General features: G+C 54.6%; 14 protein-coding genes and 2 pseudogenes. 9 read left to right on the plus strand and 7 right to left on the minus strand.

What is annotated here, in order from left to right:
• Window positions 1–16 precede the first annotated feature (16 nt).
• Window positions 17–1303 (minus strand): sugar MFS transporter, encoded by a 1287-nt coding sequence (locus KTE_RS42680; protein WP_201392936.1) that lies wholly within the window; start codon window positions 1301–1303, stop codon window positions 17–19.
• 358 nt (window positions 1304–1661) lie between these two features.
• On the opposite strand from KTE_RS42680, the gene KTE_RS42685 reads away from it, so the two are divergent.
• The 3 genes and pseudogenes from KTE_RS42685 (at window position 1662) to KTE_RS48540 (ending at window position 6490) form a co-directional block, all read left to right on the plus strand.
• Window positions 1662–3395, plus strand: coding sequence for a serine hydrolase (locus KTE_RS42685; RefSeq protein WP_201392938.1), 1734 nt, complete (start codon window positions 1662–1664; stop codon window positions 3393–3395).
• A gap of 213 nt (window positions 3396–3608) precedes the next feature.
• Window positions 3609–5743, plus strand: a pseudogene (locus tag KTE_RS42690) (amino acid permease); the annotation flags it as partial.
• 162 nt (window positions 5744–5905) lie between these two features.
• Window positions 5906–6490, plus strand: coding sequence for an HD-GYP domain-containing protein (locus KTE_RS48540; protein WP_255553092.1), 585 nt, complete (start codon window positions 5906–5908; stop codon window positions 6488–6490).
• 93 nt (window positions 6491–6583) lie between these two features.
• On the opposite strand, the gene KTE_RS42700 is transcribed toward KTE_RS48540, so the two are convergent.
• The 3 genes from KTE_RS42700 to KTE_RS42710 form a co-directional block, all read right to left on the minus strand.
• Window positions 6584–7804 (minus strand): FAD-dependent oxidoreductase, encoded by a 1221-nt coding sequence (locus KTE_RS42700; RefSeq protein ID WP_201392944.1) that lies wholly within the window; start codon window positions 7802–7804, stop codon window positions 6584–6586.
• A gap of 352 nt (window positions 7805–8156) precedes the next feature.
• Window positions 8157–9854 carry a cell wall metabolism sensor histidine kinase WalK gene (locus KTE_RS42705; protein ID WP_201392946.1) on the minus strand — a complete coding sequence of 566 codons (1698 nt, stop codon included), beginning with the start codon at window positions 9852–9854 and terminating at the stop codon, window positions 8157–8159.
• Between the two features lie 137 nt (window positions 9855–9991).
• Complete coding sequence (locus KTE_RS42710; protein WP_236600988.1) at window positions 9992–10702, minus strand: response regulator transcription factor; 711 nt, start codon at window positions 10700–10702, stop codon at window positions 9992–9994.
• A gap of 247 nt (window positions 10703–10949) precedes the next feature.
• Between KTE_RS42710 and KTE_RS42715 the strand changes: the two genes are divergently transcribed.
• Window positions 10950–12200 (plus strand): S9 family peptidase, encoded by a 1251-nt coding sequence (locus KTE_RS42715; protein WP_201392950.1) that lies wholly within the window; start codon window positions 10950–10952, stop codon window positions 12198–12200.
• Between the two features lie 254 nt (window positions 12201–12454).
• On the opposite strand, the gene KTE_RS42720 is transcribed toward KTE_RS42715, so the two are convergent.
• Window positions 12455–13192, minus strand: coding sequence for an aspartate/glutamate racemase family protein (locus KTE_RS42720; protein ID WP_201392952.1), 738 nt, complete (start codon window positions 13190–13192; stop codon window positions 12455–12457).
• A 102-nt stretch (window positions 13193–13294) separates the two neighbouring features.
• On the opposite strand from KTE_RS42720, the pseudogene KTE_RS42725 reads away from it, so the two are divergent.
• Window positions 13295–13435: pseudogene (locus KTE_RS42725) on the plus strand (LuxR C-terminal-related transcriptional regulator); the annotation flags it as partial.
• A gap of 92 nt (window positions 13436–13527) precedes the next feature.
• Here the strand turns inward: KTE_RS42725 and KTE_RS42730 are convergent.
• Window positions 13528–13986 carry an ester cyclase gene (locus KTE_RS42730; protein ID WP_201392956.1) on the minus strand — a complete coding sequence of 153 codons (459 nt, stop codon included), beginning with the start codon at window positions 13984–13986 and terminating at the stop codon, window positions 13528–13530.
• Between the two features lie 60 nt (window positions 13987–14046).
• Window positions 14047–14745, minus strand: a complete 699-nt coding sequence (locus KTE_RS42735; RefSeq protein ID WP_201392958.1) for a class I SAM-dependent methyltransferase — start codon at window positions 14743–14745, stop codon at window positions 14047–14049.
• A 252-nt stretch (window positions 14746–14997) separates the two neighbouring features.
• On the opposite strand from KTE_RS42735, the gene KTE_RS42740 reads away from it, so the two are divergent.
• The 4 genes from KTE_RS42740 (at window position 14998) to KTE_RS42755 (ending at window position 19087) form a co-directional block, all read left to right on the plus strand.
• Window positions 14998–16296 (plus strand): FAD-dependent oxidoreductase, encoded by a 1299-nt coding sequence (locus tag KTE_RS42740; RefSeq protein WP_201392960.1) that lies wholly within the window; start codon window positions 14998–15000, stop codon window positions 16294–16296.
• Between the two features lie 318 nt (window positions 16297–16614).
• Complete coding sequence (locus KTE_RS42745) at window positions 16615–17031, plus strand: cupin domain-containing protein (RefSeq protein WP_201392962.1); 417 nt, start codon at window positions 16615–16617, stop codon at window positions 17029–17031.
• Between the two features lie 180 nt (window positions 17032–17211).
• Window positions 17212–18036, plus strand: a complete 825-nt coding sequence (locus KTE_RS42750; RefSeq protein WP_201392964.1) for a cyclase family protein — start codon at window positions 17212–17214, stop codon at window positions 18034–18036.
• A gap of 19 nt (window positions 18037–18055) precedes the next feature.
• Window positions 18056–19087, plus strand: coding sequence for a methyltransferase dimerization domain-containing protein (locus KTE_RS42755; protein ID WP_201392966.1), 1032 nt, complete (start codon window positions 18056–18058; stop codon window positions 19085–19087).
• Window positions 19088–19091: the final 4 nt, after the last annotated feature.

Here is a 19091-nt window from a genome sequence, read left to right on the forward strand (position 1 = left end):
TTGCTTATCATAACCATTACTTCTGCGATTCCTTTACAGGTGCATAGCCGATTAATGCCAGCAGCAGGAGCACCGGCGCGCTCCCCAGGAGGGCCAGGCCAGCAAGCAGGCCAAAGCGTGCCGCCAGCAGACCTACAATAGCGGGCAGGGCGGCCTTAAGAGGCTCTCCAAAGCCAGTAATAGCTCGGACCAGGCTGGAACGTCCCGGCAACTGCGCATAAGTCTGAGCCTGAGCAATGGGATACCAGCCCGCAGCCCCTAGCCCGACTATACCCAGGGCCAGGCCCGCCAGCCAGGTGATATGCGTTGTCAACAGCAAGAGCATGCCAGCCAGGACAACTACAGCCATCCCGGCCAGCACGCGATGCGGCACCTGGCTGGCGACTCGGCGTAGCCACGGCTGACAATCCAGCAGCGCCAGGCCCAACAGGCTACTCATCAATGTACCTGTAAGTAGCCAGCCAATGGTCGTCTCGCTGGCATGGAGCGTATCGCGCAGGTAGAGCGCTGCAAAGCCAAGCAAAACCTCATCCACCATATCTGGAATTAACGCGAGCAGCCCCCAGCGCAGTAGAGCAGGATTGCGCATAGCCTGGCTCAAAGCACTCCAGGTACTTACACGACCTTCTTCTGGGATGACGCCAGGCTCGGCGCGAGCTATATCATCACTGCTAACGAATGACCCTTCAGCTTTTATTCCCACAGCTTCGCACCTGGGAAATGGCTGCGCGACCGTAAGCAGGAATAGAAGCGCCCATAAGCCAGCCGCGAGCCAGCAGATCTCGGGCCAGCCCTGCTGTAAGCTCACCAGGGCCGTTATCAGGAGCGGCGCCAGGATATCTCCAACGCTGGCAAGCAGGGTCCAACGCGTCATTATCGCTACACTCCTGGCTGGATTGCTATCGATCAGTGTGGCCTCCGCCAGCCCCACAGCGGTTCCTACGGCGGGATAATAGAGCGCAAAGACGACCAGCAGGACACCATAACTGGAGGCGAAAGCCGCCACGACAAAGCACAGTATCAAACACAGCAGCCCGCCAAAAATCCACCAGCGCTTGGAGTGGCGGTCACTGAGCACATTGATAATCGGCTCCAGAACCATAGCTGAACAACTGCCAACGGCAAACAACAGGCCAATCTGTTCATAACTGAGTCCCAGGCGATCACGCAAGAGGGGCAGGCCAACAACGGGAAAACCTGAAACAATCTCGTCAAACAAACCATAGCTGAGCAGGGTCGCCTGCATGTAGGCAGCCGATATCCCCCGGGTAGCAGGCTGGCGAAAAACATTCTTGAAGTACATCACGCAAACTTCTCCTCCAACAAAAACTCTGAATAAAGAGCAAAATCTCATTCAGAGTGGGAGGAGCGCGCGCGCAAAGACCGCGACCAGCCATTGCCGCTCGCGACCAATCTTCACCCGTGAAAGAATTCGGGTTGCAAAACTGAAAGTTACCTGCGGGTTAGCAGGGGCTACGTGTGCTCATAGCGATGTTTACCTTATAGACAAACGTTGTTGCACACAGTATACCGCAAAAGCTGCATTCGCGCCTATAGCACCCCGTCTGTCTTGCAACTGATCAGCGACAAGATGCGTACTTGTTTTCAGTACACACATTCGTCGCATGTTTGAAGCGGCGCTAGCAGAGAAAGGATATGCTGTGTCCGAAAATCCATCGACTGCAACGACCCCTCGCCTGGAAGAGTTCACCACCTTTGTCCACCAGATGCTGAAGGAATGGCAGGTCCAGGGAACAGCCATCACGATTGTCAAAGATGGGCAGGTTATTTTCCAGCAAGGCTTCGGCAAGCGCGATACAAAACATGACCTGGATGTCACGCCTCAGACGCTCTTCCCCATTGCCTCATGTAGCAAGGCATTCACGACGGCGGCTCTCGCGATCCTGGCCGATGAGGGACGTCTGGATTGGGATACACCGATTCGCACCTACATCCCTACCTTTCGCCTGGCTGATCCCTTTGCAAGCGAGCGCCTGACGGCTCGCGATCTGGTCTCGCATCGCTCCGGCCTGCCGCGCCATGACCTGGCATGGTATAACTCAACCGCCAGCCGGAAAGAACTTTTTGAGCGCCTGCCCTACCTGGAACCAACCAAAGACTTTCGTACCCTCTGGCAGTACCAGAACCTGATGTACATGGCCGCAGGCTACCTGATTGAGCAGATCACCGGGCAGACCTGGGAAGAGTTTGTACGTGTACGCATCTTCGAGCCGCTCGGCATGCGCCAGAGCAATTTCTCTATTGTGGAGACGAGCGAGCAGGCAGAAAACTTCTCCCATCCCTACAAGGAAAGCAAGGGCGAGGTCAACGAGATAGCTTTCTATGGAGCGCAGGGAGCCATTGGACCCGCGGGAGCCATTGTCTCTAATATCGAAGAGCTAAGCAACTGGCTTCAACTACACCTGAACAAAGGGCTTTACAACGACCAGCGCATCCTCTCTGAGAGCCAGGTAGCACAGCTACATGCCCCTCAGATGGTCATCCCGGGCATGGACAACTATCCCGAACGCCCCTTTGCCAGCTACGCGCTGGGCTGGTTTGTACAGCCCTATCGTGGCTACCCCATGATCCATCACGGTGGCAATATTGACGGCTTTAGCTCCCTCATTTCGCTCTTCCCCGGCCAGAATATTGGTATCGCCGTGCTGACAAATATGAGCGGCTCTCCTGTACCAACTCTCCTGACCTACGCGGCCTTCGAGCACCTGGTGGGCCTGGAGAGAGTGGACTGGCACGCACGCGCGCAGAAAACTCGTGAAGAATTCAAAGCAGCGGAGCAGCAAGGCCAGGAGCAGGACGCAGGCGAGCGCATACCAGACACTCAACCATCACACCGGCTTGAAGCGTATGTGGGAACCTATACGCATCCAGGCTATGGCACATTTGAAGTGACTCTGGACAGCGAGGAGCTATACGCCGAGTTTAACCAGATGAAAGCGCCGCTCAAGCATTACCATTACGATATCTTCTCCCTGGAGATCGAGCGTTTCGATATCAACCTCAAAGCCTCGTTCCAGGGCACTGTCCGTGGTGATATTGATACCCTCATCGTTCCGCTGGAGCCCACCGCCAACGATATCGTCTTCAAACGCAGCATCAACAAGCAGTTAACCGAGAAGAGCTTTTTGGAGCAATTTATCGGTGAATATAAGGTACTTGATACAGTTATGGTCGTCGTCCTCAAGGGTGAACAGACGCTCCAGGCGACTATCCCCGGCCAACCCGACTACGAGCTCCTACCCTATAAAGAGACAGAGTTCCACGTCAAAGGCCTGTCAGGCATACGCATCAACTTTGTGTTGGATGCCGAAGGCCAGGTCATTGAAAGCAAGCTGACCCTCCCCTATGGCGTCTTCAATGCCAAAAAGAAGTAAATAGAGAGAGCGCGCGTGAAGAGGACCCGGGTGGGCAAATTCCCACCCGGGTCCTCTTCACGCGCGCTCTTTATTGCTACCAGCAATAAAAATTGAGGACTTTAGTCCCTATACAGATGGGCCTACACTGGAATAAAACATAGCGACACAGTGAGCAGGTAGAATCAACAATCAAGACTATAAGAAGGTGTGCGTATATAAGGAGTGCCACCAATGGAAAACAGCCCTACTCCGGCTCAACCGCATAACAGTCCTACACCTGAGCGCCACACAGACCAGGATCCCTTTCTGAGGCGCCTGGATATCGACGCAAACGTTCCTCTGAAAGCTACCCAGCCTGTTCATGCCTTGCGCCAGCTTCCAAAAACGCTTACTAAAAGAGACCTGCTAGTGTTCTCCTTGCTCACCGTCCTGATGTTTACACCCGTTAGCATAGCAGGCGGTGTAGGGTATAGTGCACTCATCTACTGGCTTCTGGCTTTCCTTATTGTCCTTCCTATCATCATTATCTCACGCTGGCTTTCGCTACGCGTTGCCAGTTATGGAGGACAGTATCGCTGGATTACGGCTCTGGGAGGACCACAATGGGGATCAATTACGGGGCTTTTCTTCTGGCTCGCGGGACTCTTCGCCACTATTGCCTCCCTCATAAGTAGTCTGGTAATATTCCAAATATTTGCTTCACCTCTATTTGCTACACCTGTTGAGGAGCTAGGGGGGTTGCTATGCCTCACAGCCATTGTGTTGGGACTCATCTTTATTCCTCTAGGCAAACTCAAATATATTCTTGCAGGTATTCTCATCCTCAATATGCTTCAGATTCTTCTCCTGGGGCTGGCAGGCTATCTCTGGGTCCTCAATGGACATGCCCCGGCGACAAGCTCAGCTACCATACTGCCGGGGCCGCAGCATATGGAATTTTTTAGTATCGCCATCTGGGCTCTGCTGGGAGGCGAAGCTCCATACATCATGACAAGCGAGATGAAAAATCAGCATCCTGATAGAGGCCGCAACGTAGGTAATTTTATCTGGAGGAGCTATGCCATCATCCTCCCGTTCTACCTGTTCTCAACACTAGGCGTTCTCTTATTCTTCGGGCAACAAAACAATCCTATTCCTATACAAACAGGTATTGCTGCGATTCAAAACATCTTCGGGCTAGCGATAAGTAAAGTTGTTCTCATTTTATTTCTTATCGGTACAACCGGAAAGACTGTGCTGTTCATCACCATGTCCTCACGTCTCCTGTTTATGGCCGCCCGCGATGGGATGTTACCCGAAAGGCTAACGCGCATCAACCGCCAGGGCATTCCCTATATGAGTTTACTGGTTCAGGTAGGGATAACTGCGGCTTTTGTTCTCTTAATGGACCTGCTTCTAACAGGAATATCTGATTTTAATCCAATCAGCACGCAACACGGTCTCCCTTTCTACCTTTTCCTACGTGCTATTACTACAATTATCTGGCTTTTGGCCGCCATCCAGGTCTTCGCCATGGTCATTCGTTATATTGTGCACTTAAAAAATCGTTCTCGCCATTCACGTTTAGAGGCCCATATTAGCGGACGTGAGGGTGCCTGGATTGTAGCTGTTTCATGCTTCGGCATTATCACAATGCTGATTGGCATCGTAGAGGTTATTGGCCATTCCTGGGCACCCACGATCTTTTCACAAATGCGCTGGAATTTTACCGTCGTCACCTTTACCCTCATCGCTATTGTCATTGGTTGGCTCTGTGCCGAGATACCACGGAAACATACCCTGCTGACGACGCTGCGCAAGGTCAATACACGTGAGCAGGCACTACGCAACCAGCTAGAGGAGGCATATCACGAACAACAGATTCTCGTTGCCCAGCAGCAGGAGCTTCTCACAGCCGTGGATCAGCTTTATCGTGAAAACGCCCGCGCGGCAGTAACCGATCCCATCACTAGCCTGCCAAACCACCGGGCAGTCATAGCATACATTGACACAGCTCTACGCGAGGCTAGTGAAACGCAGGAATCCATGGCCCTCCTCTTCGTGGATTTAGACCGCTTCAAGCTGATCAATGACAGCTGGGGCACCCGGCAGGCGACGCTGTCCTGCACGAGGTTGGCATACGCCTGCAAGACACCGTTGGCATAACAAACTTTGTGGGCCGCTACGGCGGCGAAGAGTTTGCGGTCATACTGCGTCACAGTAACGTCTCTGAGGCCGTTCAGGTCGCTGAAAAAATTCGTCACAAGATCATGGAAAAACCCTTCATCTGGGATATCGACGAGAACGCAACACCGGTTGAGCTAACCATTACGGCGAGTATCGGTATCTCCATCTATCCCTATCATGGTGAAACACGCGAAGCTTTGCTTGAGCAGGCCGACCGCGCGATGTACCGCGCCAAGCATAGCGGTCGCAACCGCGTCTGCATCGTCTTCGCGGAAGAGCGCGCCCACCAGATCATTACCGTCTCGGGATTGGGCAGTTTCTCCTCTGAGGAGATCTGCACGGCACGCGCCCTCCTGGCCGCCATGCAAGCGTATGACAAAGAGACATATGAGCACGCGCAACGCATGGTTAACCTCTCGGAGGCCGTCGCCCGTCGTTTACGCTGTGGATCGGAAGAAATCCATAACGTGCGCCTCGCTGCCATGTTCCATGATATTGGCAAGGTCGCCGTTCCAGATAGCATTCTACACAAGCCAGGGCCGCTGAACACAGATGAATGGGAGGTTATTCGACGCCATCCGGACACCGGCAGACAGATCCTCTCACGCGCTGGTGGAACCTTCGCCATTGTCGCCTATATCATTGGCGCGCATCATGAGCGCTGGGATGGCCAGGGCTATCCCGGTGGCCTGGCCGGCGAGCAGATTCCGCTGGCCGCGCGTATCCTCTCGGTTGTCGACGCCTATGATACCATGATCTCAGGGCGCATCTATCGCAAACCCATCAGCCATGAAGAGGCTTGCGCGGAACTCAAGCACTGCGCGGATTCCCAGTTTGATTCCACAGTTGTCGAAGCCTTTTTACAGGTCCTCCAACTGCCCGACGTCACAACCGAGGCCAGCGAACCCTTCCTCCCTCAACACCTGGTCGAAGCCAAAACAGAATAGTAAGTCAGGGTATGGAATGAGGATGTAGTTAACAGACGAAGCCCGTCAACTGCATCCTCATTCCATACCCTGAACGTCGCAGGCGCGAAAAGGTCAGGCTTTGATGTGCACGGGGCGCAAACCAAATAACAGGACGCGCATAGGAATATCGCGCAAGAAGGGAATGCTAAAGAAAACGCGCATCATCAGCGGAAGGCTGGGTGGCGTTCCCTCCTTTTCCAGGGGCTTCACCAGACGCTTTTGCAACTTCTGCTGGTGATTTTGAATCAGCTTGACCGGTAGCATGCGAGCACGCTGAATCTGCTCCATATCCGCTGGCTGTACATTCTTGGCCTTCAGCTTATCACCCAGGATATTCGAGGCGGTCACCGCATCTTGGACCGCAAGGTTGATGCCCGCGCCCGCAATGGGAGACATGGCATGCGCGGAATCTCCAATCAGCAGCACACCCGGCGCATACCAGCGCTTGAGGCAGTAAGCCTGGATAGAGAAGACTGAGACCTGCTTCCAATCCTTAATCTCATTGACGCGCTCCTCAAACAGCGGCTCGATATTGGCAATCGAGCGACGCAACGCCTCCAGACCCCGCTCATGCACACGAGCATAGCTCCCCTTAGGAATAGGATATCCAAGCTGCCAGACATCTGGGCGCGGCGAGACCGAGAGAATTCCTTTATCTGACTGGATGACCGTCGCCAGCTCAGGATCGGATGGTTTACGCGAGAGGCGCGTCCAGAGAATATCCATAGTTGGTTCCGCGAACTGAGGCTCCAGGCCTGCCATCTTGCGTACACGCGAGAAACGCCCATCCGCGCCGACAACCAGTTGCGCCTGTATCTCTCCACGTCCGCTCTGGCCACGATAGCGCACACCGCATACCTTGCCATTCTCCTGTAACAGGCCATCAACCTGGGCGCCCATCAAGACCTGGAAGTGAGGATACTGCTTGGCCTCCTCTATCAGCATCGAGATAAAGTTAGGCTGAGGCAGAATCGTCACATGCGGAAAGCGAATCCGCAGGCGCGAATAATCCGCTAGAGAGATTACCCCCTTCGGCGTCTGCATACTCAGCTTTGAAATCTTGGTATGTGGAATCTTCATAAGCTTCTCAATCAAGCCAAGCTCATACACCACATCCAGGACCGAGGGAAATACGGTGTCGCCGCGAAAATCTCGGTCAAAATCCATATGCGATTCAAGCAACACAACAGGAATATTCTGCCGAGCCAGCAGCAAACCAAGCATAGCACCGGCAGGTCCCCCACCAACAATACAACATGATGTCTGTGAGACCGAAACAGATGTATCTAACATATCTCTACTCTTACCTCTCTCATGCCTATTCCTAAATGATGAAGCATAGCAGTCAAGCATGGTACGACACTACTGGATAATTACTATACTTAAGCCCATCATACGCCCATACTTGAAAAGCACTTCATCTATAAAGAGCGGGAGGTGGTGAGGACAGCCTCACCACCTCCCGCTCTTTATAGATGAAATTAAACACATCTTTTCTGGACAGGGGATATAGTAATAACAGGAGCGGGAACGAAACGCTCCTGAAGAGGCGTAATCCACCATCGAGACAACGTATCCGTATCTTGCTTGCTTACCACTTTGGGACAGATGCAGCGCACCAGTCGGGCATAACTCCTATGCTCGTCTAGTGCTGCTGCCGCTGTTCCAGCAGCTTCACAATGGGCATCTTAGCGGTAATATCTTGCGCCGCCAGGGGGAAATGCAGGGTAAAGCAGGTCCCCAGCCCTACCTCGCTCTCAACTTCCACACTTCCACCCATAGCCTCCGTCATCTCCTTGACAATCGCCAATCCCAGGCCGGTCCCAGAGGCGGGCTGCTGGCGCGACTTCTCCGTGCGATAGAAGCGTTCCCAGATGTGAGACAATTCGTCAGCGGGAATACCCTCACCCGTATCTTTGATCTGCAGCACTATCTCTTCATGTGCCAGATCTGCCTGAGCACTAACGGAGATAATACCTCCTGGTGGTGTATGCCGTACCCCGTTGTTAAGGAGATTTTGCAGAATCTGCTCCAGCCGGGCCTCGTCAACCAGGGCCTGCGGCAGGTTCGCCTCGACATCGGCGATGATCTCCACACGACTACCACGCCAGGTCAGGGGAGCCAGTACATCCACAATACGCTGTATTAACACATCCACATGACTGGGGGCACAGCGCAGCTTCAATTTGCCAACCTCGGCCCGCGCCAGGGCAAAGAGGTCATCGATCAATCCCTGCAAGCGTACCGTCTGCTGATTAATAACGTTCAGATCCTGGCGCAACATAGGAGGGGGAACCTCATTCCAGTTGGCCAGGGTTGACTCAAGATAACCACGCATGGTCGCCACAGGAGTGCGCAGCTCATGCGAGACGCTGGCTATCAGCTCCCGGCGCTCGTTGAGCAATTGCGCAACGTTGTCGCGCTCCTCCTGCAACTCATGCAACGTCACTTCCAGGTGGGCGGCCATGGCGTTAAAGTCGTTCTGTAGCCGCGCCACCTCGTCCTCGCCCTGCACCGGAATACGGATGCTATAATTGCCCGCGCGCATGGCGCTGGCCGCGCCCACAAGTGTCTCTATGCGCTGCGTAATACGGCGCGCGAAGAAGTTCGAGAAAAGTAAGACAGGCGGGAGCACAAAGACCAGAATCGCCGCGATGGCGCTCCCTGAAAGGAACAGGTTCAAGAACAGGTAGAGCGGCAGGTTCTCCGGTTTTGAGTAAGAGAAAGCACTCGCGAATAAAATAAAAAGCGAGAGCACGCCCACTCCAAACATGGGAATCATCATAATAGCATGGGTAAGCGCCCAGCTTAAGTGCTGCTTACGCAAGCGATTCCAGGCCTGAAGTACACGAATCGCTGCTCGCAGGAACAGGAAAAAGCTGGCGCTACAGAAAGAGAGGAAGACATCAATAGCAAGCGAAGTTGCCGGAGAATGCGCTACATCAGTGGATCGAAAGCGATCCGCATAGTCAGACCAAATGATCGTGTTCAGACTCGATAATGAAGGGAAAGGGGTCCAGACCAAAAAAACCATCTCAAGCAGGAAAATCACAAGCACGCAGGCCGCCATGAGAAATTCGACGCCCACCTGTCTGCGCCAGGGACGCACTTTTGATGTACGCCAGCGCATGGTACTCCAGAACACACTTACGGGGCAATAAAACAGGAAAAATGTGACTGTATTATTCATTAATCGTCCAGGTTCGTCCGCCATCTGCGCACGAAAAAACAGCCACCAGGTAATGATCACTACCGCCTGGATGAGCACCATCTCGAGCAAGGCCTGCCAGCCACGCGTCTGAAACCAGAACTCGCGCATCTTCCTGATCAATGTATTTCCCATATCATATGTCTCCAGGCCACAAACTCCAGGCTCCTGACCATTTTACTCTGCCCGCTCTGTAGGGGTCATGCTTGCACGGCCTTGCCCAGGGAGTCAAGCATTTCTCTCCCCGACAAAAGTCCAAGCAAGCGTGGACCCTACACCTTACCTGATGCTCCATTGTGCAGGCGGTAGCCGATGCCCCAGACTGTCTCAATGGAATCGCCCAGCTTGCCAAGCTTTTTGCGCAAGCGCAAGACGACATTATCAACCGAGCGGTCTCCGCCGATGTAGGTGCCACTCCAGAGTGTTTCAATAAGATAGGAGCGGCTAAAGGCGCGCCCGGGGCTACGCAACAGCAGTTGCAGCAGCGCGAATTCAGTAGGACTCAAATCCAGCAGCGCATCTTCGAGGGTTACCTCGTGCGTTTGAGGATTGAGGCGCAGATTGCCCAGGCATAGCTCCTCGCTCGCCACACGGCGGTCCGCGCTAATAGTCAACTTAATCAATTCGGCGCGCCTGAGCAGGGCACGCACACGCGCTACAAGCTCGCGCATACTAAAAGGCTTGGTCAGATAATCGTCAGCCCCGATCTCCAGTCCTATGACGCGATCAGCCTCCTCGCTGCGAGCCGTCAGCATCAACACGGGGGTCGCCGAGCTCTGACGCAAGCGCCGTAGCACCTCCAGGCCATTGAGCCGGGGCAGCATCCAATCCAACAAGACTACATCTGGCTGGTGGCGCTCATGCAGATCCAGCGCCTTCAGGCCGTCCTCAGCATGAAATACCTCGTATCCCGCGCCCCTCAACTCGCGCATAACAATCTTTGCCAGGTCGTTCTCGTCTTCAACCAGTAGTACCTTCTCCATAACAGGTGCGTCATCCCCTCTATACATGTGTTCTATTATAGCTTTGCCAACTGGACATGAAAATAGCATACAGGCCCTACAGAGTATATACCCATAAATTGCGACAAAGTTGCGACAACTTGCATCACACCACCAGACAATTACCATTTTATGGGTCAAATGACTCTTTCAAGGAAGAAGAAAAGCATCTATACTACTGGCAAAACAATGCATATACGGGATTGTACACAAAAGAGGGAAAGCTAGTATGCAAACCGAGGCACAGAATAATCATCCCCCTGGGCAAGGTGCTGGAGGAGAACAAGCTCTCAAGGCTACATCTACAACCAAAGGTAAATTCCGGAAACGTGGCAGCATAGTTTCTCTCATAGCACGTTTCTTGCTGGCGCTGCTTTTCCTTGGCGGCATATACACCTCGCTCCTCCCCTGGGGCCAGGCGACTCTGCGCGCAACCTTTATTCTTCCATCGCTGCTCACGGCTTCAGAGCCGCTACCGCTCACACTGGCGGGCGAACCAATCACGCATACGCAAAAAGCGCTTCCAGCCTCGCATGGCATGCTCTACCTGGATATCTTTACGCCTGACATGGTTCCGCTTATCCATGGCGAGCGCCAGGGCGTGCTGCTCTTACCTGGAGTGGGAGACCAACGCCAGGTGCCACAGTTGATCAATCTTGAGCAGACGCTGGCACGCTCAGGCATCGTTGTCGTGGCAATGACCACCTCGACCCTCTTGCAGGATAACGTCTCTATAGAGGATAGCGCGGACGTGGTGCAAGCCTATCAATACCTACAAGCTCTCCCCGCCTTACAGGGCCAGCGCACGGGCATGATCGCCTTTAGCGCGGGTGTGCCACTGATAACGCACGCGGCGGCGGACCCCCATATTCGCGACCAGGTGGCCTATGTCACCGCCTTTGGTGGCTACTATAACGCCGAGACCCTGCTTGAGACCTTTGGGCACCGCGCCGTCTCCTACGATGGCAAGACCGAGTCCTGGCAACCAACCACCTACGCGCTGCAAGTACTTGCCAATGTGACCACCGAACAGCTTCCCGTCTATGAGCAGGAACTCATTCGCCAGGCCCTCAGCCCAAATGGCTCACCACTCTCACAAGGAGAACAGGATCAGCTCTCGCCAGAGGGACTCGCCGCCTATCAGCTCCTCAGTGGTACAGCTCCGAACCGGGTCGCACAGAATATGGCCGCGCTAACGCCCGCGATGCACGCGCAGCTCCAGGGCCTCTCAACCAGCCAGATCATCAAAGAGATTCACGCTCCCGTATACCTGCTGCATGATCGCAACGACGCCTTTCTGCCCTTCACCGAGACCCGCGCCTTCGACCGGGATCTCACGCGCCTGCATCATTCACATAACTACGTCGAATTCCATATCTTTGATCATGTCGAAGTGCGCTCCAACCTCAACTTCTTCCAGACCATCGGCGATGGCTCAAAGCTCTTCAACCTGATTAGCCAGGTCTTCCAGGCAGGATAAATTGGGTGATGGGATGTGGATTGTGGAAATGCCGGAGGCATTTCCACAATCCACATCCCATCACTTCGGACAATAGGAAAGAGAGATTACAGATGATAGGACTATTGCTCACACTTGGCTGGCTCCTACTGGGGGCGCTGCTGGGGCTGTTGACATGGCTTGCCCGGCCGGGACAGCACCACCGCGACTTTGGCTGGTGGCGCATGACCTTGCTTAGCGCACTCCTGGCGCCCATCAGCGGCTGGGGCGCCTCGCTACTGCTGGGGCGCTTCTTCGCGACGGGCGTCGTGCTCTGGCTCACGATTGCTGGCTGCCTGCTCCTGCCGCGCCTGGTACGCGTGCAAGGCCGCCAGGGTGCCCAGGCGGGGACTGGTCAGCATGGGTAGTCCAAGATCGGGGCACAAATCGCTCACGTCTGCCATAGAGGCCTGGGACAATACCACGACATCGGCCTCATGGACATGGGCACGGAGTTGCGTAGCAATCTCGCCCAGGTAGGCCTGCTGATCGCCATGCTCAAAATGTGCCCAGGCCTCACGACAGAGCAGCTCGACGATGTCGATGGCTTTGTCTGCCCGGCGCGCAGCATCAAGCAATAGCTCGTGCGTTGGCGCCAGGGTACTCTCAAGGGCTGCGACCAGCAGGATGCGCTCACCCTGCCTGACTGCCTCCTCCGCCATGGCCCGGTCGACGCGCATCACCGTCACAGGCACCTGGTCGGAGTACTCCTCGACGCTGGCGCCAATCGTGGAGCATGTGCAAACGATTACACTTGCGCCATGTTCCACGCCTTCGTCGACATAGCGCTCGATACGCGCGCGCAGGGCAGGGGTAACGCCACCCTGCTCCCTCGCCTCTTGCAAGAGACTCTCATCTACCACGTGCTCAAGCGCCACGCTGGCGGGATCTATCACACATTCAGCGACCAGGCGCTCAAAGGTAGCAACGTGAACTGGAGATGTATGTAGAAATAACAATGTTGGCTGTGTCATATTCTTGCCTTTCAAATAACACTATTTTACCTCCTAAAGTACCACACTGTCTCCACAAAATGTTGAGCCAATCTCTGCTTTCTCACTGATCCCGGCAGAGCCCTCAGCGAACCCACGGTCCGCACACATGTCAGCAATATTCTCTCCAAGCTGCACCTTACCGACCGCACCCAGGCCGCTATTTACGCCCTGCAAAAACGCCTGGTCGCACTTAACGAGGCATTTGAGGAGGAAGAGGTCTAAGCCAGGAGGTTGCTAACAACGTTGTTAGCAACCTCCTGGCTTAGACCTCTGAATTCTAACTCACGCGCTGTGCGAGCTAGAAAAGACGGGCGTTAGGCGCGCTGTGAGCGGGCCGCGACGTGTGTCAGGTGATCGTCGGCATCCTCTTCGGGTGAACCCAGTTGCGCAAGCAGGACACGGTGATCAAAAGTGGTGCGCACTTCATGGATCTGACCGTCATAAATGACTAAGTTGTCGATGCGTGGGAGGGCGAAGCGCACGCCGCTGGCGGGAATATCGTGGAAATCACGCTGGTGGACACCGCTCATGATGGCATAGGCAGCGACCTTCTCGTCATCGGCGATAATGACCTCAATCTTGAACTGAACGTTCAAGGCGCTACGAATCTCACTGCTGAAGCCCAGGAAACCCTCAGCACCACGGATGCCATCGGGGGGGCCATAAAAGGCAAAGTCCGAAGCCAGGATCTCATTGGCGACCGCGCGGTCACCCTTGCTGAAGACATCTTCGAAGAAACGTTTTACCAGTTGCTCGCTCTGCTCTTTGGACATAAAGCTTAGATACCCTTTCCAGGTACTACCTAATTAAGAAGGTAGAAACGCCATACTTCCTTATTGGGAAGAGACAACACTGCCAGGGGCAGTTTTGCGATAGCTCGCGGTATAAGACCACCAGGGGATGCCCACATATCCGGCATCCTCCAGCCCAGCCGCTTCGGCACACCTGCGCACCATACCTGGCAGGCAGAAATCAGGGTCGCAGAGTTGCTCTGTGACCGATACTACACCTCCCACTTTGAGCACACGCGCACACTCGCGGAAGAACGCCACTGGATACGGAAGCTCGCCCACGACCGTCACCAGGAAGACCATGTCAAAGCTCCCCTCGGGCAGAGGCATATGGCAACCATCTGCTTGAATGATCTCCACATTGCCCACCTCTTCCCGCTCCAGGCGCTGGCGCAGCAGTTCAATCATCTTCGATTGCACCTCCACACACGTGACGCTGCCAGCGCTTTTGCCCGCAGCCACACGACGCGCCAGGACGGTCGTGAAGAGTCCCGGCCCCGGCCCGATCTCCAGGACGCGCATACCCGTTGCCACGCCCGCGTGCTCTACGATGTGCTCCGGGGAGCCAAAGAGTTTGCGCCTGAGCGGGGCATCCAGGTATGGCGCGATTTCAGGGGGCATGGGTTCCGGGTGAAGCCTGCGCCTGATACGGAGAAATACCTGGCCAGTAATAAAAATGCTTACGAGGCATAAGAGCACAATCCCTAACCCTCGTAACCACCTGGCTGCAAATAGGCGCATAACTACCCTTTTCCCAATGAAAACTATTAAAAATAGAGCAAAGTTATACGAGATTCTTTACTTATTTTTAATATTTTTTGCGTATCTCAATGCGTTCTTATTTCTATTGTAACTCTTCACTTTTAACTCTATATAGGCATATACCACAACTTTTAGTGCATATTTTTGTTACTAAGTGCGATCGCTTTGTGATTGCTATCTATACTGAAATATAAGAGCAATACAGGTAACAATTGGAAAGGATAATTTTCGATGAGTAAAGCGTTGTCGGAGCGGCCACAGGTTCAGGAGTTTTCCGCGCAGCAGGAGAACATACATGAGATTAAGAAGACGACCTGCTGTATCGTGGGGGCGGGGCCAGCCGGAGCCTTTCTCGCCCTGCTGCTCGCGCGTCAGGGGGTGCCTGTCATACTACTTGAGGCGCATAAAGACTTTGCGCGCGAGTTTCGTGGCGATACCATTCATCCATCTATTCTGGAAGAGATGCAGAAGCTCGGCCTGGCTGAGCGCCTGCTCCAACTCCCCCATACCAGGGCCTATAACGTCCAATTCCATATGGGAGAGAGGCAGCTTACCTTTGACGATTTTCGTCGCCTAAAATCGCCCTACCCCTATATTATGAAGCTCTCACAGGTCAGATTTCTCAATTTCCTGGTGGAAGAGGCCAGGCAATACCCTCACTTTCAGCTCGTGATGGGGGCGCGCGTCGAGCGCCTGCTGGAAGAGGAGGGAAACATCCATGGCATACGCTATCGCACGCCCGAGGGCGAGGTGGAGGTACAGGCCACGCTGACCATCGGCGCGGATGGACGCTTCTCCTGGACGCGGCGCCTCGCACATATGGCGCCCATTACACTCTCGCCACCACTGGACTTCCTCTGGTTCCATCTCCCACGCCATGAGAGCGATCCACACTCTGAAGCAGTCGAACTGCATTTCGCGCCCGGCATGTTTATCATCCTCCTGGATCGCGGCGATAAATGGCAGGTCGGTTGCGCCATTAGCAAAGGAACCTATCAGCAGGTGAGGCAGGCGGGCATTGAAGCGCTTCAGCGAGAGGTGGAGAGCTGCGTCCCCTGGTTCGCTGATCGCGTTGAGCACCTGGATAGCTGGAAGCAGGTCTCGCTGCTCTCGATTGAATCCAGCCGCCTGGAGCGCTGGCATCGCCCTGGTCTCTTGCTTATTGGGGACGCGGCACACGTCATGTCGCCCATCGGCTCCGTCGGCATCAATCTGGCCATTCAGGACGCAATTGCGGCAGCCAATCTGCTCACCAGGCCCCTGCTAGACCAAACACTCAGCGAGAGCGATCTGGCCGCTGTACAGCGCAGGCGCGAATTACGTACACGCATTGCCCAGGGCTGGGTTGGCCTGATCCAGCAACAGATCGTCAAGTCTCTCAATGCACGCATGCCTTTCCAACTACCGCCAATCGCCCGCCTGCTGCTACGCGCTCCCGTGATTGGTACGATTCCTACGCGCATCACAGCCCTCGGCTGCTGGCAAGAACGCATCAAACCACGCTTGCTGCGACCCGCGTCAAAATTGTAGGGTCCATGCTGGCATGGACTTTTAGGCCGAGCAAGCTCTACCCCTACACAGCCTGTGTACGCTACTTGCGTACACAGGCATTAGCGAACATGGACGAAAGTCATGAAACTTTACCTCTTTCTTTCCAGCAATTTGTTAGTGCAAACTACTCATAACTAGTTATAAGGTAATTGAATATTTATTTTCTACCGTACTCTATACTTAACTCAACAGGACATAAGAAGCGCGTGACGCGAGATCAAGTCAGATCTAATATGTTCTCAGTTCTTAGTCCTTAAATAATAGTAGACGGTATGCATTCAAGAAAGGATTACTACAATGAAACACCTTCGTTCTCAGGATGTCCCAACCGATATCGTTCGCGAGCCAGGTGCCAAGCAGGCCACCATTAAGCGTCTCATTGACACTACCGATGGTGCGGACCGCTTCGTCCTTAGCCTCTTCGAGGTCATGCCCAATGGCTCAACCCCCCCTCACTACCATGAGTGGGAGCATGAAATTTTCATCCTCGAGGGTTCGATGACGCTGCAGTTGCCGCAGGAGAAGCGCGACGTGAAGCTCAACGCTGGCGATGTTATCTTCATCCCTCGCAACGAGCCCCATGGCTTCATTACTGGTGGTGATGAGACCTGCCGCTTCCTGGTTGTCGCTCCCACGGAGCGCCCGCCCATCCGCAACTACTTCCTGACCGAGGAGCCATACCAGTACGAGGAGACCGCTGGTCATCGTCGCTAGTTCCGGCCTTAACAGTCAAACTATATATAACTAACCAGGCCTCCTCCTCTCCTCTTCTCTAAGGGGGGAGGCCTCCCAATCCATCTCTTATTCATCCATCACTTTTATCCGTACCAGAAGCGTCTATGGCTACCCACTGGCTATGCCTTCACATTGTTTGCATTGTTTGAGAGCTACATTATGCCGCAGATTATTGACTTAAGCTTGCCTATTGAGCCCCATCCACGCGACCCAAACTTTGGAGGGATACGCACGACCGATCACACCACGGGCGGTGACCAGATCTGGCGCGCGCTCTTCTTCCCCAAGAAGGCATCCCTGCGCAAGAGGCTCAATGGCTTCCGGCGCTACCTGCGCCTGCGCCATAAGGCGAATCGCCACAGTTTTCCTGATGGCAAGTTTCTCAGCAACGAGGTCTACACGATCTCGGTGCATTGTGGAGCGCACTTTGACGCACCCTATCACTTCGGTCCCGAATGTGAAGGGAAGCCGGCCCGCCGTATTCACGAAGTCCCGCTTGAATACTGCTTTGGGCATGGCGTTGTGCTGGACCTCTCGCACAAGGACCCCAGGTCCGCCATTACGGTCGCCGATCTGCAAGAAGCCCTGGTGCGCGCCAATTATGAATTACAACCCAAGGATATTGTTCTCATACGCACGGATTCCGATAAATTGTGGCCTCGACCAGAGTATTTCTCGGCTCACCCGGGAATGACGCTGGAGGCGACTCGCTGGCTTGTGGAGAAAGGCATCAAGGTCATTGGCATCGATACCAACGGCTTCGATCTCCCCTTCATGGAGATGGTTCAGTCCTATCTCGCGACCGAGGATTCGGAGAAGCTCTGGCCCACACATATGTATGGGCGAGAGCGCGAATACTTCCACATGGAGCGGCTAGCGAATCTGCACCTCCTGCCGAAATCTCATGGCTTCCAGGTTGCCTGCTTTCCCATCGCGCTTCGCGATGCCGGTGCCTCCTGGGTTCGTGCTGTAGCGATTGTGTGATTGTGTAAAAAGGGGAATCATGGTACTGCAAATTTCCAATCAAGAGTTGCTCGCGCCCTACCTACAGGTACCGATTGCCGCGCCACTCTTAGACATCAACTTCGGCTTTGCTCGAGCCAGAGTCCTTGATACAGCAATTGAGCTCAAGCTCTTTACGCACATCGCGGGGGGAGCACACACCTGCTCCGCGCTGGCCACGGTCGCGGGCTGCAACGCCCAGGCGCTACAGGGCTTGCTCGATGCCCTGGTGGGACTCGAGCTCCTCCAGCGGAAGCGCGAGGCCTACAGCTTAAGCGCACTCGCGGCAGTCTACCTGGTAGAGGGGCAGCCGGGCTATATCGGCTCCCACCTGAGCGCGGTCATGGAGCAATGGGATACCTGGGGCAACCTCACCGAGGTCATGCGCACAGGCAAGAAGAAGTTGCGGCGAGACTGGGGTTCACCCGAGGGCCGTGAGCAAGACCCTGGCATGTTCACACACCTCTTCCCGCTGGTCTTTCCGGCAGCCTGGCAGGCTGCCTCACAGCTAGATACCGAGCTACAAGGGCGTGTGCTCGATGTCAGCGCGGGCAGCGGAGCCTGGAGCATTGCCACAGCGTTACGTCATCCACAGGTCGAGATCATCGCGCGCGACGAGCCAGGTCTCCTCCCAGACCTACATGAACAGGTCTCACGGTTTGGTCTGCAAGAGCGTATCCTTCTTCAACCCACACAGTTGGAGCTACGCTCGCTGCCTTCCGAGAGCTTTAGCCTGGTTATTGTTGGTCACGTATGCCGCTTTAAGGGAGCGCGCAAGAGCCAGGCCCTCTTACGCGAATGTTATCGCCTGCTCCAACCAGGCGGAAAACTGCTCCTAGCCGATGTCATGCCCAATGATGAGCGAACCGGGCCAGCGGCGGCCCTGATGATTGGTCTGAGCCTCTTCCTCAATTCCCAGGAAGGCGGCGTGTTCACCACGACCCAGTTCCATACATGGTTACGAGCCACTGGTTTTGAACAGATAAAAGAACTGAGAATAGGGCCACTCCCCTTGCTCTTAGCTTCGAGGTAAAAGA

Source organism: Ktedonobacter sp. SOSP1-85, assembly GCF_016587415.1.
In the GTDB taxonomy this organism is placed as follows: Bacteria; Chloroflexota; Ktedonobacteria; order Ktedonobacterales; family Ktedonobacteraceae; genus Ktedonobacter.